The sequence below is a fragment of the Burkholderia sp. BCC1972 genome (genome assembly GCF_905339605.1).
In the GTDB taxonomy this organism is placed as follows: Bacteria; Pseudomonadota; Gammaproteobacteria; order Burkholderiales; family Burkholderiaceae; genus Burkholderia.
Genome location: NZ_CAJPGH010000038.1, coordinates 44,138 through 59,339, shown reverse-complemented (window position 1 = coordinate 59,339; position 15,202 = coordinate 44,138). Strand labels below are relative to the sequence as shown.

At 60.8% G+C, this 15,202-nt stretch carries 15 protein-coding genes; 8 read left to right on the top strand and 7 right to left on the bottom strand.

Features of this window, described 5'->3' with window-relative positions:
• Nucleotides 1–250: 250 nt before the first annotated feature.
• Nucleotides 251–1,159, bottom strand: a complete 909-nt coding sequence (locus tag U5798_RS34220; RefSeq protein WP_322084605.1) for a LysR family transcriptional regulator — start codon at nucleotides 1,157–1,159, stop codon at nucleotides 251–253.
• A gap of 300 nt (nucleotides 1,160–1,459) precedes the next feature.
• Here U5798_RS34220 and U5798_RS34215 point away from each other — a divergent pair, with 300 nt between their 5' ends.
• The 8 genes from U5798_RS34215 (at nucleotide 1,460) to U5798_RS34180 (ending at nucleotide 8,352) form a co-directional block, all read left to right on the top strand.
• Nucleotides 1,460–2,194, top strand: coding sequence for a DUF4286 family protein (locus tag U5798_RS34215; RefSeq protein WP_322084604.1), 735 nt, complete (start codon nucleotides 1,460–1,462; stop codon nucleotides 2,192–2,194).
• A 71-nt stretch (nucleotides 2,195–2,265) separates the two neighbouring features.
• Entirely contained in the window at nucleotides 2,266–3,525 is a 1,260-nt protein-coding gene (locus U5798_RS34210) for an MFS transporter (protein ID WP_415859529.1), read from the top strand.
• A 66-nt stretch (nucleotides 3,526–3,591) separates the two neighbouring features.
• Nucleotides 3,592–4,299, top strand: a complete 708-nt coding sequence (gene pxpB, locus U5798_RS34205) for a 5-oxoprolinase subunit PxpB (RefSeq protein WP_322084603.1) — start codon at nucleotides 3,592–3,594, stop codon at nucleotides 4,297–4,299.
• The gene (locus U5798_RS34200; protein ID WP_322084602.1) at nucleotides 4,296–5,276 is read left to right on the top strand and encodes a biotin-dependent carboxyltransferase family protein; all 981 of its coding nucleotides are present in this window, start codon (nucleotides 4,296–4,298) and stop codon (nucleotides 5,274–5,276) included. The genes pxpB and U5798_RS34200 overlap by 4 nt, the downstream gene beginning before the upstream one ends.
• A gap of 42 nt (nucleotides 5,277–5,318) precedes the next feature.
• Nucleotides 5,319–6,092, top strand: a complete 774-nt coding sequence (locus tag U5798_RS34195; RefSeq protein WP_322084601.1) for a 5-oxoprolinase subunit PxpA — start codon at nucleotides 5,319–5,321, stop codon at nucleotides 6,090–6,092.
• A gap of 7 nt (nucleotides 6,093–6,099) precedes the next feature.
• A complete protein-coding gene (locus tag U5798_RS34190) occupies nucleotides 6,100–6,552 on the top strand; it encodes an acetyl-CoA carboxylase biotin carboxyl carrier protein (protein ID WP_322084600.1) in 453 nt (150 codons plus the stop codon).
• Nucleotides 6,553–6,559: 7 nt separating this feature from the next.
• Nucleotides 6,560–7,921, top strand: a complete 1,362-nt coding sequence (gene accC, locus U5798_RS34185) for an acetyl-CoA carboxylase biotin carboxylase subunit (RefSeq protein ID WP_322084599.1) — start codon at nucleotides 6,560–6,562, stop codon at nucleotides 7,919–7,921.
• A complete protein-coding gene (locus tag U5798_RS34180) occupies nucleotides 7,921–8,352 on the top strand; it encodes a hypothetical protein (RefSeq protein WP_322084598.1) in 432 nt (143 codons plus the stop codon). Before accC ends, U5798_RS34180 begins: the two co-directional genes overlap by 1 nt.
• 715 nt (nucleotides 8,353–9,067) lie before the next feature.
• Here U5798_RS34180 and U5798_RS34175 read toward each other — a convergent pair.
• From U5798_RS34175 to U5798_RS34150, 6 genes are all read right to left on the bottom strand, one after another.
• Entirely contained in the window at nucleotides 9,068–10,009 is a 942-nt protein-coding gene (locus U5798_RS34175; protein ID WP_322084597.1) for an electron transfer flavoprotein subunit alpha/FixB family protein, read from the bottom strand.
• 14 nt (nucleotides 10,010–10,023) lie between these two features.
• Nucleotides 10,024–10,773, bottom strand: a complete 750-nt coding sequence (locus U5798_RS34170) for an electron transfer flavoprotein subunit beta/FixA family protein (RefSeq protein ID WP_322084596.1) — start codon at nucleotides 10,771–10,773, stop codon at nucleotides 10,024–10,026.
• A 175-nt stretch (nucleotides 10,774–10,948) separates the two neighbouring features.
• Nucleotides 10,949–11,899: a GlxA family transcriptional regulator gene (locus U5798_RS34165; RefSeq protein ID WP_322084595.1), complete on the bottom strand. Its 951-nt coding sequence runs from the start codon at nucleotides 11,897–11,899 to the stop codon at nucleotides 10,949–10,951.
• A gap of 75 nt (nucleotides 11,900–11,974) precedes the next feature.
• Nucleotides 11,975–12,919 carry a choline ABC transporter substrate-binding protein gene (gene choX / locus U5798_RS34160; RefSeq protein ID WP_322084594.1) on the bottom strand — a complete coding sequence of 315 codons (945 nt, stop codon included), beginning with the start codon at nucleotides 12,917–12,919 and terminating at the stop codon, nucleotides 11,975–11,977.
• A gap of 92 nt (nucleotides 12,920–13,011) precedes the next feature.
• Nucleotides 13,012–14,085 carry a CaiB/BaiF CoA-transferase family protein gene (locus tag U5798_RS34155; RefSeq protein WP_322084593.1) on the bottom strand — a complete coding sequence of 358 codons (1,074 nt, stop codon included), beginning with the start codon at nucleotides 14,083–14,085 and terminating at the stop codon, nucleotides 13,012–13,014.
• Nucleotides 14,082–15,200 (bottom strand): mandelate racemase/muconate lactonizing enzyme family protein, encoded by a 1,119-nt coding sequence (locus tag U5798_RS34150; protein ID WP_322084592.1) that lies wholly within the window; start codon nucleotides 15,198–15,200, stop codon nucleotides 14,082–14,084. Before U5798_RS34150 ends, U5798_RS34155 begins: the two co-directional genes overlap by 4 nt.
• Nucleotides 15,201–15,202: the final 2 nt, after the last annotated feature.

The window sequence follows — 15,202 nt, the reverse complement described above, 5'->3', positions numbered from 1 at the left end:
AGCGTGGGGCAAGCAAGCGACACAGGGAGTACTCGTTTTCTGGTGCTGGCAATCGACGAGGCCAAAGCATGAACCAGCCCGAGCGGCAGGCAGTTGGCCGAACTGCATAGCCTGCTCCATAAAAAACGTATCCGGTCGTGCATGCTTCCGATCACATCACTACAATTTTTCGATGAACTGCTCGGCATGAACCACCCGGCGCGATCAGGTCCAATGCCCGACGCCCTCCATACGACTCATCTAGCACTCGTCACTTCACGGCGAATGGTGTCGGCAACGATCGGACAAATCGATCCGCTTCCTGGCACGCAAGCTCCGCCACACAACGGATCGCGTCGGACGCCCTGCTTTCCATGAAGCTCACGACGAGCGCTTGCGATGGCAAGGGCATTTCGAATGGGATGATCTCCAGTTCACCGCGGTCGACCTGCTCCCTTACTGGCGGCAGCGGGATCAGCGCGTAGCCAAGTCCGCATTTGACGAGCCGGACGATCGCAGCAATCGAATTCGCGCAATGCACTTTGCGCATTGGCAGCCCCACACGCTTGTACACATCCCTCAAGGCAAGGTACGGCTGCGAGCCGCGGCTCATCGACACAACTGGCCTCGCCAGAATTTCATGAGAATCGAGGCCGGCGGATCCGTCACCCGGCCGGCCAATCCATCCCATTGCCATCGGCAGGCATGCGTGACTGATCATTCCGTCGCCGATCATCTGGTCCGTCTGCAAAGCGACGTCGACTTCGCCGTCGCGCAGGCTACGATTGAGCTGCTCCGTTGATTCCGCGCTCAACTGGATCTCGATGCCCGGATACGACGACTGCAAATGCTCGACGAAATCGATCAGCCACGTATGTACGATCGTATCGATCGCGCCGATACGCACGCTGCCCAACATCTTTTGGTCGCAACGTGCGAGTTGCATGATGTCGCCCTGCAACTCGAGCATCCGTTCGCCATAGCCGATCATGCGCCTGCCAACCGGCGTCAACCGTAGCTCCCGCGAATCCCGCACGAACACGCGTGCTCCGATCTCCTCTTCCAATGCTGCGATTCGATTTGAAATCGCGGCCTGCGTCACGCACAGGCGCTCAGCCGCGGCGCGAAAACTCCCGAGTTCGACAACAAGAAGGAAACTTTCAAGAAATCGCGTATTCATGGCAACTTTTTCCTAACGGTATCTCGATCCGTATTCTGCGCGTTGAGACCGTCTATACCGACACACAATCCGCAGTACGGGCTCGTGCCGCAACCACAACTTCGCCTGCCAAATTCCGTCTGTAAATTCCAAGAATCGTATTAGCTAAATATGCCAAGCAAATCACGCCCACGCCGCGGTACAAGGCCGAGTCACCATAAGGAAAAACCCGACTAAGGCCTCCGACAATTACCTCTGCGCAGCACGCGCGCTCCACCACTGGCGTACCTGCCGCGACACGGATAAGAAAAATCTATCGGATTGACCAAGAAAATCCCGTTTGCCCGGTCCTTTTTGGGTGTTGACGATGCGACATCCCAATCGAACGAACGAGGCGACACGATGAACGACGCACCCCGCGGATTGCTGTTCGTGGCATCCGATATCGATGAGCAGGACGACGACGACTTCAATCAATGGTATGACCGCGAGCACCTTGAGGACCGCGTACGCATGCCGGGCGTCCTCGCAGCCGCGCGCTACGTGGCGGTCGACGGTGGCCCGCGATATCTTGCCCTGTACTGGGCAGACACCATAGGCCCGTTCGCCTCTCCGGCTTATGCCCATGCGTTCAAAAATCAGACGCCGTGGTCGCTCAAGGTGCTACCGAAAATGCGCACGCCGGTACGCCGCATCGGCACCCTGCACGCCGAGATTGGCAAAGGCAGCGGTGGCCACCTGGCGATACTGCCGCTCGAGTTGCCGGCCGCACCTGCCGAGCTGATCGCGCGATGCCGCGAACTGGGCAAGTCACTGTCGACTGAACGCGGATTCGTACGCTCGGCACTGCTGATCCCCGATGACGATCTGAGCCGGCCGCTGCCGTTGGAAAACCTGTCGACCCGAAAAATGCAGCCCATCTTCTTGATCGAAAGCAGTCATGCGGCAGCAAGCGACGAGGCCCTTCAGCGATCGGCCACCGAGCTGGCGGGTTCGCACAAGGCCGCAGCACGGTACACGCTCACATGGAGTCTTGATGCCCGGGAGTGCGCATGATGGAAAACACGACCACCCTCTCCCCGGACGCCGACAGTTCGTCCGGCAATATGTCGCAAAAATCGCCTCGCATGGGTCGGCTCGCAGCGGCAAGTTCGATCGGAACCACGCTCGAGTGGTTCGATTTCACGATCTACAACTTGATGGCCGCGATGGTGTTCAACACGATTTTCTTCCCATCGTTCGATCCGATGATGGGGACCATTCTTGCATTCTCGACGTATGCAGTCGGCTACCTGTCTCGGCCATTCGGCGGAGTCATCTTCGGCCACCTCGGCGACAAGTTCGGACGCCGGTTCGTCCTTGTCGCGACGCTCGTACTTATGGGCATCGCGACCGGGTTGATGGGAATGCTCCCGACGTATCAGGCGTGGGGCATCTGGAGCCCGGTATTGCTGGTCGCATTGCGGTTCGTGCAGGGCGCGGCCATCGGCGGCGAATGGGCTGGCGCCGTCTTGCTGTCGATGGAGCATGGCGACCAGCACCGACGCGGCCTGAATGCGTCGTTCGCACAGGTCGGTCCCGCATGTGGCACGCTGCTCGGCGCGGGCTTTCTCGCGGTGTGCGCAGTGGCATTCCCCGCCGATGCGTTCCAGACGTGGGGTTGGCGGATTCCGTTCCTGTCGAGCGCCGTGCTGGTTGCGTTCGGTCTTTGGCTTCGGCGCGGCGTCGACGAGACGCCGATGTTCAAACAGCTCGAGCGCCACCATCACAAGGCCCAACTGCCCATCCGGGAAGTCGTCGTCGGCCACTGGCGGCGCCTGCTGATCGCCGGGAGCGTCCGCATCGGCTCGGACATCGTATACGGGCTGCTGATCGTCTTCACGCTCACCTACGTCACGACGGTGCTGCACCTACCGCGTTCACTCGCACTGACGGCGACGATGCTCGGCTCCGTGCTGCACGCGGTGTCCGTGCCGTTATTCGGTGGATTGTCCGACCGCCTGGGTCGACGCGTCGTGTATGGCGTCGGGGCCGCCCTGTCCATATTCTGGGGCATCGCCTATTTCCACCTGATGGACAGCCGCGAACCAGTCGCGATCTGCGCGGCCGTCGTGATCGGCATGTTCTTCCAGGCCATGATGTACGGTCCGCAGGCGTCCTTCGTCACCGAACAGTTTCCAACACGCGTGCGCTATGCCGGCGCATCGCTCGCCGCAACGCTTGGAGGCATCATCGGCGGCGCATTCGGCCCGCTCGTGTTCGCTGCACTCTACCGCGCTTATCAATCGACCGGCGCAATCTCGCTGTACGTCGGCGGCGGCCTCGTCGTCACGCTCGTCGCGTTGTTCGCGGCAAAGGAAACCGCGCGCAAGCCGCTGCAGGAATGACGCAACGACGCGATACATCGCGCGTCCATGTGCACGAACTCGCTGGAAATCGATGAGATGATCCGAATGAATTCTTCCACGGAACGGCTGGCAGCAAGCTGTCAGCCTCAACTTGCGCCCCGCGTCCATGCGGCCGGGGCTTGCGCGATCCTGTTCGATCCGTCCAACGGCGTGTTCGACCCGGCTCTGCAGCGCCGCCTGATCGCGCTCGCGCGGCGCCTTCGCCAGCAAGCCGGTCGGGATCGCACACGTGAACTGGTGCCCGGCGTCAACAACCTGCTGTTCGTGTTCGACCCGCTGACACTGGCGCCCGGCCACGCGACGGAATTGCTGCTCAGGCTGTGGGAAACCACGGAACCGATCGCGGGAACGGCCCGCGACATCGAGATCCCGGTCGTGTATGGCGGAGCCGCCGGCGAAGACCTGCGCGAACTGGCGGCCGCCGCGTCGTTGGACGTCCGGGCGTACGTCCAACGTCATGCCGATGCGGTCTACACCGTTGCCTGTATCGGCTCGATGCCCGGCTTTGCCTACCTGACCGGGTTGCCGCCGGAACTGACCGCGCCGAGACGCAAGGTGCCACGAATGAAAGTCCTTGCCGGCACGGTAATCGTCGGCGGCACTCAGGCGGGAATCATGCCATGCACCGCGCCGTCCGGATGGCATCTGCTCGGAACAACGGACATCGAGATGTTCAACGTGAACCGTGAACCCGCCTGCCTAATCTCGCCCGGCGATCGCGTCCGGTTCAGCGTCAGGAGGATCGAATCATGATCGAAATTTTGTCTAGTGGCGCCGCGAACCTGATCCAAGATCTCGGCCGACGCGGCTATCTCGACAATGGCATCAGTCGTGGTGGTGCGATGGACGGCATGGCGCTGGCGCTCGCGAACGCGATGGTAGGAAATGAAGCGGATCAGTCCGGAATTGAGATCAGCATGTTCCCGTTCCGGATCCGCTTTCAGGAAGACACCGAGTTCGCGACGACCGGGGCCGACTGCACGGTCCTCGTCGACGATCACGCAACCGCCCCCTGGTGGCGGAGATCCGTCAAGGCGGGGCAAACCGTCGTGGTCGAACATCCGCGGCGCGGCGCACGTGCGTATCTGGCGATCGGCGGCGGCATCGACGTCGAGTCCGTACTCGGTTCCCGCTCCACAGACCTCAAAGGCGGCTTCGGCGGGCTACAGGGTCGCGGTCTGAAACGGGGCGACGTGCTGACGGCGCGGCCGCACGAACGGCGTGCCAACGTCTCGCCGGCCGGCATCGGCATCGTGCCGAAACAGTTGCCATCGTTCATGCGGGCGTTGTCCGCCGGCCTTGTGACAGTCCGCGCGTTGCCGGCCGCTGAGTATCAGTGCTTCACCAAATCGGCTCGTACCGCTTTCGAGCAAATGGATTATGAAGTGACCGCCGAGGCAAATCGGGTCGGGTATCGACTCAACGGACCGACGCTCGCGCTCACGTCGCCCGTAGAACTGCTGTCGCACGGCATCGTACCGGGCACCGTACAGGTTCCGCCGTCGGGCCTGCCCATCGTGCAGATGGCAGAGGCCAACACCTGCGGCGGCTATCCCAAGATCGCGACCGTCATCGAGGCTGACCTGTGGAAGCTCGCGCAGACGCCGGTGGGATGCCGCATCCGCTTTGCGCTGACCGATCTCGATACGGCCGTTGCGGCGTTGCGGGAGCAGGCCGACGAATATGAGCGGATACGCGGGAATCTCGCGCTGATGGCTCATCGCGGCTGAAGACACTCACGAAAAATTTCCATTCCGACGAGGAACTTGCGTATGAACACGACACAGCATCTTGAAGTCGATCTCAACTCCGACATGGGCGAAGGCTTCGGCCGCTACCGGATGGGCGACGACGAAGCCATCCTCGACATCGTGACGTCGGCCAACATCGCGTGCGGACTGCATGCGGGTGACCCCGAAATCATGGCGCGCACGTTCGCGATGGCGAAAGATCGCGGCGTCGCGGTCGGTGCCCACCCCGGCTTCCCCGACGTCTGGGGGTTCGGCCGCAGGCTCATGCCGTTCACCGCCGGGGAAATCGAGCGCTTGATCGCGTATCAGATCGGCGCTGCCGACGCCCTCGCCCGCTATGCGGGCCATCGCATCACCTATGTGAAGGCGCATGGCGCACTCGGAAATCTCACACAGACGGACGAAGAAGTCGCGACGGCCATCGCCCGCGCAATCAAGGCCGTGAATCCTGAGCTGATCTGCATGACGTTTTCCGGCGCCGTGATGGAGCGGGTGTGTCGAGACATGGGGCTGCGCGTGCGCAGCGAGGTGTTCGCCGATCGCGCCTACAACGAGGAAGGCCACTTACTGCCGCGGAATACGCCCGGTGCGGTCCTGCATGATGCCGGCCAGGCGGCCGCGCGGATGCTGCGGATGATTCAGGCCGGCGCGATCGAAACGATATCGGGGCGCATGCTGGAGGTGCCGATCGATACAATCTGCGTGCATAGCGACACACCCGGCGCGATTGACATGGCCGCTCGCGTTCGCGGTACGCTCGAACAGGCCGGTATTGCCGTCAAGGCATTCAGTTGAGACCCGCATGGACCACGACTTCATAAGCGGCCTCGTAGCCCTGCTAGAACGCTCGTCCGTCATGGTACTCGACTATACGAACGGTGACCAAAAAATCCGACTCGTGCGTAACCATCGCGAAGCCGGATCGGCCGCGAACACTCCCACAGAGGCCGCGGCTCTCCGTCCCGAGCATGCCGCTGCAGACGCAAAAGACACGAACCACACGAGCGATCCGCAACGGCATACGATCGACGCGGGCATGGTCGGAACCTTCTACCGCGCGCCGGGCCCGAATCAACCGCCGTTCGCGTCGCCGGGCGATCGAGTCCAAGCAGGCATGACGTTGGGACTCGTCGAAGCAATGAAGCTGCTGAACCCGATCGAAGCCGACTGCGACGGACGGCTTGCCGAAATTCTCGTCCCGGACGGCGCGTCCGTTTCCCGCGACACGTCGCTCTTCGTCATTGAATCCACATAGAGGCCCGATGTTCAATACCGTATTGATTGCCAATCGCGGAGAAATCGCGTTACGCGTATTGCGGGCGTGCCGCACCCTCGGTCTGAAGACCGTCGCTGTCTACGCCGAAGCCGACGCGGATCTCCGTCACGTGCAATTGGCCGACGATGCCTTGTGCATCGGGCCGTCACCTTCATCCCGAAGCTATCTGCGGGCGAGCGAAATCCTGATCGCGGCGCGCCTGACGAACGCCGACGCGATCCATCCCGGTTATGGCTTTCTGTCCGAAAATGCCGACTTTTCCGCAGCTGTCGAACAGACCGGACTTACGTTCATCGGTCCAAGTGCCGCTGCGATCCGAATGATGGGCGACAAAGTCAGCGCGAAGCGCGCGATGCAGGCTGCCGGCGTACCGTGCGTCCCCGGCTCCGACGGCGCATTGCCGATGGACGACACACTCATCGTCGACATCGCGCACACCGTCGGCTATCCGCTGATCGTCAAGGCATCCGGCGGTGGAGGCGGTAGAGGCATGCGAGTCGTCCGCGAACCGGCCGATCTGCTATCGGCCGTCTCGACGACTCGCGAGGAAGCCGCAGCGGCGTTCGGCAATCCGGTCGTCTATCTCGAGCGGTTTCTCGAACGTCCGCGCCATATCGAGATTCAGGTGATGGCCGATATCCACGGCCACGCGGTTTGGCTCGGCGAACGCGATTGTTCGATGCAACGGCGCCACCAGAAAGTGATCGAGGAATCGCCCGCACCGGGCATCGCCCGCGACGACATTGCGCGCATCGGCGCCCTTTGTGCCGAAGCCTGTGTTCGCATCGGCTATCACGGCGCGGGTACGTTCGAGTTTCTCTACGAAGACGATGCGTTCTACTTCATCGAGATGAATACGCGGGTGCAAGTTGAGCATCCGGTCACCGAGATGGTGACGGGAGTCGACATCGTGACCGAGCAGATCCACATCGCGATGGGCGAGCCGCTGTCTTTCTCACAAGCGGACATCGAAACTCGCGGCCATGCGATCGAATGTCGACTGACGGCCGAGCATCCGTGGAAGTTCGCACCGTCTCCCGGCCGAGTCGACTCATGGATCGCGCCAGGCGGCCCCGGCATCCGCGTGGAGTCGCATCTATACCCTGGCTACACGATCCCGCCGCACTACGATTCGCTGATCGCGAAGCTGCTTGCCCACGGCCGTACACGAGATGAAGCCATCGCGCGGATGCGAGTCGCGCTCGACGAGATCGTAATCGGGGGCGTCGACACGTCGGTGCCGCTCCATCGTCTGTTGATGAATGAGCAATCGTTCGTCGAGGGCGGCTTCGATATCCATCATCTTGAGCGCCTCATCGCAAGTGGCGCATTGCATGGAGCGAAATAATGAAGACTCTCCAAGATCTCGAAGGACTGGTCGCAACACTTGAACACACCGCCATCGTGGAATGCGTATACACGGCCGGCGATCAAACTATCCGGTTGGAGTTCGATCGCCCGGCGCGTACCGATAGGATAAAAAATCCCGAGCCTCCCGGCGCCGGCCCATCAGCCGACCTCTCACGCTCGCGCTGTTTCCTTCGCGCGCCATGCAGTGGACACTTCGCTCGCACACATCCATTGCTTGATCGGAATATGGCAGTTGAAGATACCGAGGTCGCTGAGGGACAACATGTGGCCTATATCGAGGTCGACTCCGTGTTCTTTCCGGTCGTCGCACCATTTCGCTGCGAGCTCGGAAAGATGTCGGTCGTCGACGGTGAGAGAATTGGCTACGGAACGGCGTTGGTCGAGATCACACACTGCTCTGTCGCATAAACGGAAGAAAACACGTCGGGGTTTCAAGACCAAGCAGTGCGGCTTTTCGTCTCGCGCGACGCCCCAAGCGCGCGCCGACCTGCGAACTCGATTCCCTCAGAATCCTGTTGAATTGTCGCAACCGCCAGCGCGCCATCGTAGATAAGCCCTCGATTCGCAGCCAGTACGCGACGCCGAGTTCGCTTGATGGTTAAATCCACTTCGCTACACCCGGCGACAACGTCACCACACATTCGCGCCGACACGATGCTCGAAGCGCACGCCTATCGCCAATCGGAACAGACGGCCAGCCAGTGCTGGTCAGATTCTGGAATCTCGATAACACACTTTCTGTGCTGGCTGATGACTGCGTTGCTGCCGGCTTAAATCACCTACAGCAAGACTCGGTATGCCTAGCACCAAGGTCGTCACGCGACTCACGCCTTTCTATTGCACGCATTTCCCTGCACCTTACGAATTGCTCTGCGTTTTCCCTTGCCATCCGAATGGCACTGTCGAATCCCCGATGGGTCGCGACGTGTCGGTTGTCGACGCTGACGAGCCATTTCTCTCCAGCAAGGCACCAGCGAATGCGATGTTCCTCAAGCAAGCCCGAGAACCATCGCCACATCGCCGCGTCTTCAACGTTGGCGGCTTGGGCCGCCTCCGCCCTTACCCTCTGTAAGTTGTCGAGAAAGCTCATGCCCCCCCCAAAGTCGACGTTAGCGTACCGAACTCAGCCCGCAAGCAAGGCAGAATCCAGTTGCGGCACAAGCGCGAACAGATCGCCAACGAGGCCATAGTCGGCCACGCTGAAGATCGGTGCTTCCGGATCCTTGTTGATCGTGACGATCACCTTCGAATCCTTCATGCCGGCCAGGTGCTGGATCGCGCCCGAGATGCCGACCGCGATGTACAGCTGCGGTGCGACGATCTTGCCGGTCTGGCCGACCTGATAGTCGTTCGGCACGTAGCCGGCATCCACTGCTGCGCGCGAGGCGCCCAGTGCTGCGCCCAGCTTGTCCGCCAGCGGCTCGAGAACCTTCGTGTAGTTCTCGCCGCTGCCCAGGCCGCGGCCGCCCGACACGATGATCTTCGCGCTGGTGAGTTCCGGACGGTCCAGCTTCGTCACTTCACGGCTCACGAACTGCGACTTGCCTGCATCCGCCGCCGCTTCGATCTTCTCGACCGCTGCGCTACCGCCTTCCGCCGCGACCGGATCGAAGCCCGTCGCACGCACCGTGATGACCTTGATCGGATCGCTCGACTGCACCGTCGCGATTGCATTGCCCGCGTAGATCGGGCGCTCGAACGTGTCGGCCGAATCGACCGCCGTGATGTCCGAGATCTGCGCGACGTCCAGCTTCGCGGCGATGCGCGGCGCGATGTTCTTGCCGTAGGCCGTCGCCGGCGCGAGGATGTGCGAGTAGTCCTTCGCGATGTTCAGCGCGGTCGCTTCGACGTTTTCCGCGAGGCCGTCCGCCAGTTGCAGTGCATCGGCCAGCAGCACCTTGCTGACACCCGCGATCTTCGCCGCCGCATCCGCCGCTGCTTGCGCGTTGTGGCCCGCCACCAGCACGTGAATGTCGCCGCCGATCTTTACCGCCGCCGCCACCGTGTTCAGCGTCGCGGCCTTGATCGACGCGTTGTCGTGTTCCGCAAATACCAGAATCGTCATTTCTTTCCGCTCCCTCACAGCACCTTGGCTTCGGTCTTCAGCTTCTCGACCAGCGTCTTCACGTCCGGCACCATCACGCCCGCTGCGCGCTTCGGCGGCTCGGCCACCTTCAGCGTCTTCAGACGCGGCGCGACGTCCACGCCCAGGTCTTCCGGCTTCACCGTTTCCAGCGGCCTCTTCTTCGCCTTCATGATGTTCGGCAGCGTCACGTAGCGCGGCTCGTTCAGGCGCAGATCCGTGGTCACGACCGCGGGCAGTTGAAGTGACAGCATTTCCGCGCCGCCATCGACTTCACGCGCGACCGTCGCTTTACCGTCAGCGATCACAACCTTCGACGCGAACGTCGCCTGCGGCAGGTTCGCCAATGCAGCCAGCATCTGGCCCGTCTGGTTCGAATCGTCGTCGATCGCCTGCTTGCCGAGGATCACAAGTTGCGGCTGTTCCTTGTCGACCAGCGCCCTCAGGATCTTCGCGACGGCCAGCGGCTCGACGCTGTCGTTCGATTCGACGAGGATCGCGCGATCCGCGCCGATCGCCAGCGCCGTGCGCAGCGTTTCCTGCGCTTGCGCAACGCCCACCGATACCGCGATCACTTCCGTTGCAACGCCCGCTTCCTTCAGGCGCACCGCTTCTTCCACCGCGATTTCGTCGAACGGGTTCATCGACATCTTCACGTTCGCGATGTCGACGCCCGTGTTGTCGGACTTCACGCGAACCTTCACGTTGTAGTCAGAAACACGCTTAACTGCCACAATTACCTTCATTCAAACTTTCCTCAGTAATACTAATATAAATATGGAAAATACGGCCTCACGTCACGCAAGTTCCCCACCGGCGACAGCATCACTATTCTAATTTCTGATCGCTACGAATCCCGAGTCCGTTCCGACCAACGCCCGAACCTCTCGTCACAAAACTCCGCTTCAGAGCCCCGACCTGTCACCGAACCGAGATATGGGGAAACGCTCGGTCATTGCTGGGCGTGACGTTAAATCGCTTCTTGTACGCGCGCGTCAGGCTCTCGCTGGCCGGGAAACCGCACATCAGAGCGATATTTCCTACGCTTTCGTGCGAGTTCCGCAGCAGATTCCTTGCCAGGTCAAGACGCAGCTCAAGGTAATATGCTTGCGGCGATTTCCCGAGATAACGAATGAACAATCTGCGCAGCCTCCACTCTTGCCATTCGAGCCGACTCGCTATGTCCCGAATGCTCAGCGGGGTCTCTACATTCATCTGCATCAACTCGACCGCTTTGCCGAGCGTGTGGTTGACTCGCGGAAGCGACCAATCGGCGCCGAACCCGCCATCAGCTCGCTCAGTTTCGAGTGGTCGATAATTCAGTACTTCAGCCACACGACGCGCCAGTCGCTCGCTCTCAAAGTGTGCGATTAACGCAAGCGTCATATCAATCGTCACTACCCCGCCGGCGCTCGAGCAGCGGTTGCCGCCAAGGTCAAAAAGCCGGTCCATAAAGAAGTCTTCTTTCCGCCGCTCAACGAAGCCGGCGAGGGCTTCGTGGTGGACTACGGCAGGATGCTTTCTCAGCAAGCCCGCCTCAGACAGAATCAGTGCACCGGTGTCGACACAGCCCATCATGCACCCCGAGAGGGCGTGCCGCCTGAGCCAGCCGAGGACATCCGGCGAGATCATACGCTCGGGTGCGTAGGATGCGACAACGATGATTGCATCGGCTGGTTCGTTGTCTAATCCACCGTTGATTGCAATTGAAATGCCCGAGGATGAGCGCGGCGGCTCGCCGTCAATGCTCACGATCCTCCATCGGAACGCCGGCTCCAAGCATTCGCGATTGGCTACGCGCAGCGGCTCAGTTATCAGCGACAGAGACATCAGAGGAAACCCATCTCCGATAAGCAGCGTGATAGATTTCATGGTGGAGCTTTTCATCAAAATGGGCTGGAGCCTTCACTCGACCTTGCGGTGCGTCGCGCCCCTAATAAGCGAGCATCATCGGATGCCGTAATACAGCCTGGCTGCAGATGTTGCATCCTTTCCGTCAAACGTCGTTACCCCTTGCAGCCACGAGTCGAGATATTTGGGGTTCTTCTGAATCCAACCTTTCGCGAGCTCGACAGGATCCTTTTTGTCGGCGATACCAACCATCAACTCGCTTTCCATATCTGGAGCGAACTTCAGATTGCTCACCAGCCGCGCTGCGTTGGGGCATCGAACACTGTAGTCCTTGGACGTGAGCGTGTAAACCTTGGCCGCCCCGTAGTCCGGACCGAATACCTCATCGCCGCCGGAGAGATAGGTCATCTTGAAATTTAGGTTCATCGGGTGAGGCGCCCAACCGAGAAACACGATCGGCTTTTTCTTGGCGATAGCGCGCGTCACCTCCACGAGCATCCCAGCTTCGCTCGACTCCACCAGCGTGAAATCGCCGAGGCCGTAGAGGTTCTTCTTGATCATGTTTTTGATGGATTGATTCCCTGATGCGGAAGATTCAATCCCGTAGATTTTCCCGTCCAATTGTTCCTTGAAGCGGGAGATATCCTGGAAGCTGCGAAGCCCCTGTTCCGCCGCGTAGGTCGGTACGGCCAGTGTGTATTTGGCCCCGGTCAGATTGGGCGTAGGCACCTGATAGAGCTTACCTTGCGCGAGCAGAGGGTTCACCGAAGCATCCAGCGTGGGAGACCAGTCGCCGAGAAACACGTCCAGGTGGTCACTCTGCATGGAAGAAAAAGCAATCGGAGACGAGACAAGCGATTTGACAGGGGCGTACCCGACAGCTTGCAACACCGACATGGCGATGCCAGTCGTCGCAGCGTTGTCTGCCCAACTGGTCTCGCCAAGGCGTACTGCCTTGCATTCCGCCGCGTCCTGCGCAGCAAAGCAACTGGCTGTCATGCCAGTCAGGATAAAAACGACGACAGCTAGAATCTTCCGCATGTGACTCTCCATTTTTTTGACACGGACCGACAGAAAGAAACCATTTTTCGTTGTTTCATTTGGTCTAAAGCTTCGCTCCGCGCATGACCAGATCAGAAATCTGCGCGTGAACCGAAGACCTCTGCCAATCGCGCGACTGCAGTCGACCTCATTTCGTCCAGCGACAGAACCGGCACAACACAAGCATCACTGCCATCGAAGATTCGATCCCACTCCTCACGACTCCTGGATGCGAATCTCATTCGAAGCCCTTCACGAGCTTCATCCCAACCATCCTTGCGTTCCATCTTGGCCGACAGCTCGGGCCAATCCAGCCTCGCGGCCAGTTCCGCAATGAACTTCGGCTCCAGCGCCCCTACGGCCATCCAGCTTCCATCAGCGGTCTGGTATGTGTCGTAGGTGGGCATGCCGCCGTTCAATGTGGCACGCCAACTGGATTCGGGGCTGCCCGCCAACAGGGTCGCCGCAGAAATATCGGACATCAGGTACCGGATACCATCGGTCATAGAGAGGTTGATGTGCTTCCCGCTTCCCGTCCGCTCCCTCTCGAACAGCGCAGCCAGGATGGCCGACACGGCCATCGCGCCACCGGCCGAGTAATCGCCGATGAGGTTCTGCGGAACGATGGGCTTCCCTGAAGCGTCGCGGATAAGCGAAAGCGCTCCCGAGAGTGCGAGATAGTTGATGTCGTGGCCCGCTTTCGTGGCATGGCCAACGGCACGACCGTACCCAGTGATTTCACAGAGAATGAGGCGGGGATTGACTGTGCGTAGCGCATCCCATCCGAGCCCCAGACTTTCCAGCTTTCCTGGCCTCATCTCGCTAATAAACACGTCGGCGCCGGCGACCATCTCGACGAGGGCAGCCCTGCCCTCGTCGGATTTGAGGTTGAGCGCGCGTCGAGCCTTTCCTCGAGCAAGGGCGTCATTTGGACCGCCACGCCCTGCCAACATGGGGTCATCAGCGGCACCTGCATAAACGGGGGCGCCATGCACCGGGTTTTCGATGCTGACCACGCTCGCGCCCATGTCTGCGAGCATCATTGAGGCGAACGGTCCCGGTGCGTTGACCGAGATATCGATAACCTGCACATTGGAAAGCGCCCCTGTCAACGAGCAGTCGTCGACAGTACCAGCCGGCACTACGTCCTGGGCAGCCTGGTTCACGAGGCCTCCAACACGGCCGTCGCATCGCCGAGGAGCGCTTCGTTGATCTCCACCCCTAGGCCAGGTGCACCGTTTTCCGGCAGACGGATTTCGCCGCCGACAACCACGAGCGGATTCTTCACGAGGGGGAGGTCGTCGCTGACGTAGTCATAGAGACCGAAGACCAGGTTGCGCGGCAAGGTATGCGCCATGTGGGCGACGCATGCCAGCAGGATGCCCGTGCCGTAATAGTCCTCGATTCGAACCGGGACGCCGAAGACCTTCGCGAGCCCCATAGCTTGACGAGTCGCCTCGATGCCGCCGATACAGGACGTCTTCAACGAAGCGACGTCCAAGACATTGTCCTGCACAGCCTCGACAAATCGGCGCGGGCTATCGATGACTTCGTCCAGCATGATGGGAACCCCGGTGCGCTGCACGACCGCGCGGCATTCCTCGTACGTCTCGCACGGGTTCTCAATCATCGGCGACAGGTCGCGTACGGCGGAAATGACTCGTACCGCATCGTCGACCAGCCACGCGCGGTTCGGGTCGTACCAAAGCCGCTCGTGCGGCTTGCCCATACCTTGAACGGTACGGATGGTAGCGATGTCTTCGTGCGGCTCGCCTGCACCTACCTTAATTTGAAAGCGGGAGTAGCCCTTGGCCCGCTCAGCTTCGAACGCAGCGAGGCTCTGCTCTCGGGTGCCGATGCGGATGACGGAGAGCACCGGCACGCTCTCCGCGACCTTTCCGCCCCAAAGGTCGACGAGCGGCAGGCCGTGGGCCTTGGCTGCCAAATCCCAGAGGGCCATTTCCAACGCTGTCTTCGAATTTCCGTGGCCTCGAAGCGCCCCCGAAATGTCCGCCAGGATACGGGCGGTGTGACGTGGGTCCCGGCCCAGGACAACCGGGGCGACATAGCAAATCCCCTCTCGGCCGCCGGCAGACAGCTCCGGCAGATAGTAAGGGGGGGCTGACGCCACCTCTCCCCAGCCGACCAGGCCGTTGTCGGTCTCCAGCTTGACGACGAGCACGTCGAGAGCGGGATTGATAGATTGGCTGGTGACGTATCGCGTCAACTCCATACCGACATCGATTGGGACCGAATACAGGGTGATTCGTTGGATGCGCATCT

Coding starts and splice junctions, on each gene's coding strand:
- U5798_RS34220 (WP_322084605.1), bottom strand. CDS start 1,159: ATGAATACGCGATTTCTTGAAAGTTTCCTTCTTGTTGTCGAACTCGGG.
- U5798_RS34165 (WP_322084595.1), bottom strand. CDS start 11,899: ATGAAATCTATCACGCTGCTTATCGGAGATGGGTTTCCTCTGATGTCT.
- U5798_RS34210 (WP_415859529.1), top strand. CDS start 2,266: ATGGGTCGGCTCGCAGCGGCAAGTTCGATCGGAACCACGCTCGAGTGG.
- U5798_RS34170 (WP_322084596.1), bottom strand. CDS start 10,773: ATGAAGGTAATTGTGGCAGTTAAGCGTGTTTCTGACTACAACGTGAAG.
- U5798_RS34200 (WP_322084602.1), top strand. CDS start 4,296: ATGATCGAAATTTTGTCTAGTGGCGCCGCGAACCTGATCCAAGATCTC.
- U5798_RS34180 (WP_322084598.1), top strand. CDS start 7,921: ATGAAGACTCTCCAAGATCTCGAAGGACTGGTCGCAACACTTGAACAC.
- choX (WP_322084594.1), bottom strand. CDS start 12,919: ATGCGGAAGATTCTAGCTGTCGTCGTTTTTATCCTGACTGGCATGACA.
- U5798_RS34190 (WP_322084600.1), top strand. CDS start 6,100: ATGGACCACGACTTCATAAGCGGCCTCGTAGCCCTGCTAGAACGCTCG.
- U5798_RS34150 (WP_322084592.1), bottom strand. CDS start 15,200: ATGCGCATCCAACGAATCACCCTGTATTCGGTCCCAATCGATGTCGGT.
- U5798_RS34175 (WP_322084597.1), bottom strand. CDS start 10,009: ATGACGATTCTGGTATTTGCGGAACACGACAACGCGTCGATCAAGGCC.
- accC (WP_322084599.1), top strand. CDS start 6,560: ATGTTCAATACCGTATTGATTGCCAATCGCGGAGAAATCGCGTTACGC.
- U5798_RS34195 (WP_322084601.1), top strand. CDS start 5,319: ATGAACACGACACAGCATCTTGAAGTCGATCTCAACTCCGACATGGGC.
- pxpB (WP_322084603.1), top strand. CDS start 3,592: ATGAATTCTTCCACGGAACGGCTGGCAGCAAGCTGTCAGCCTCAACTT.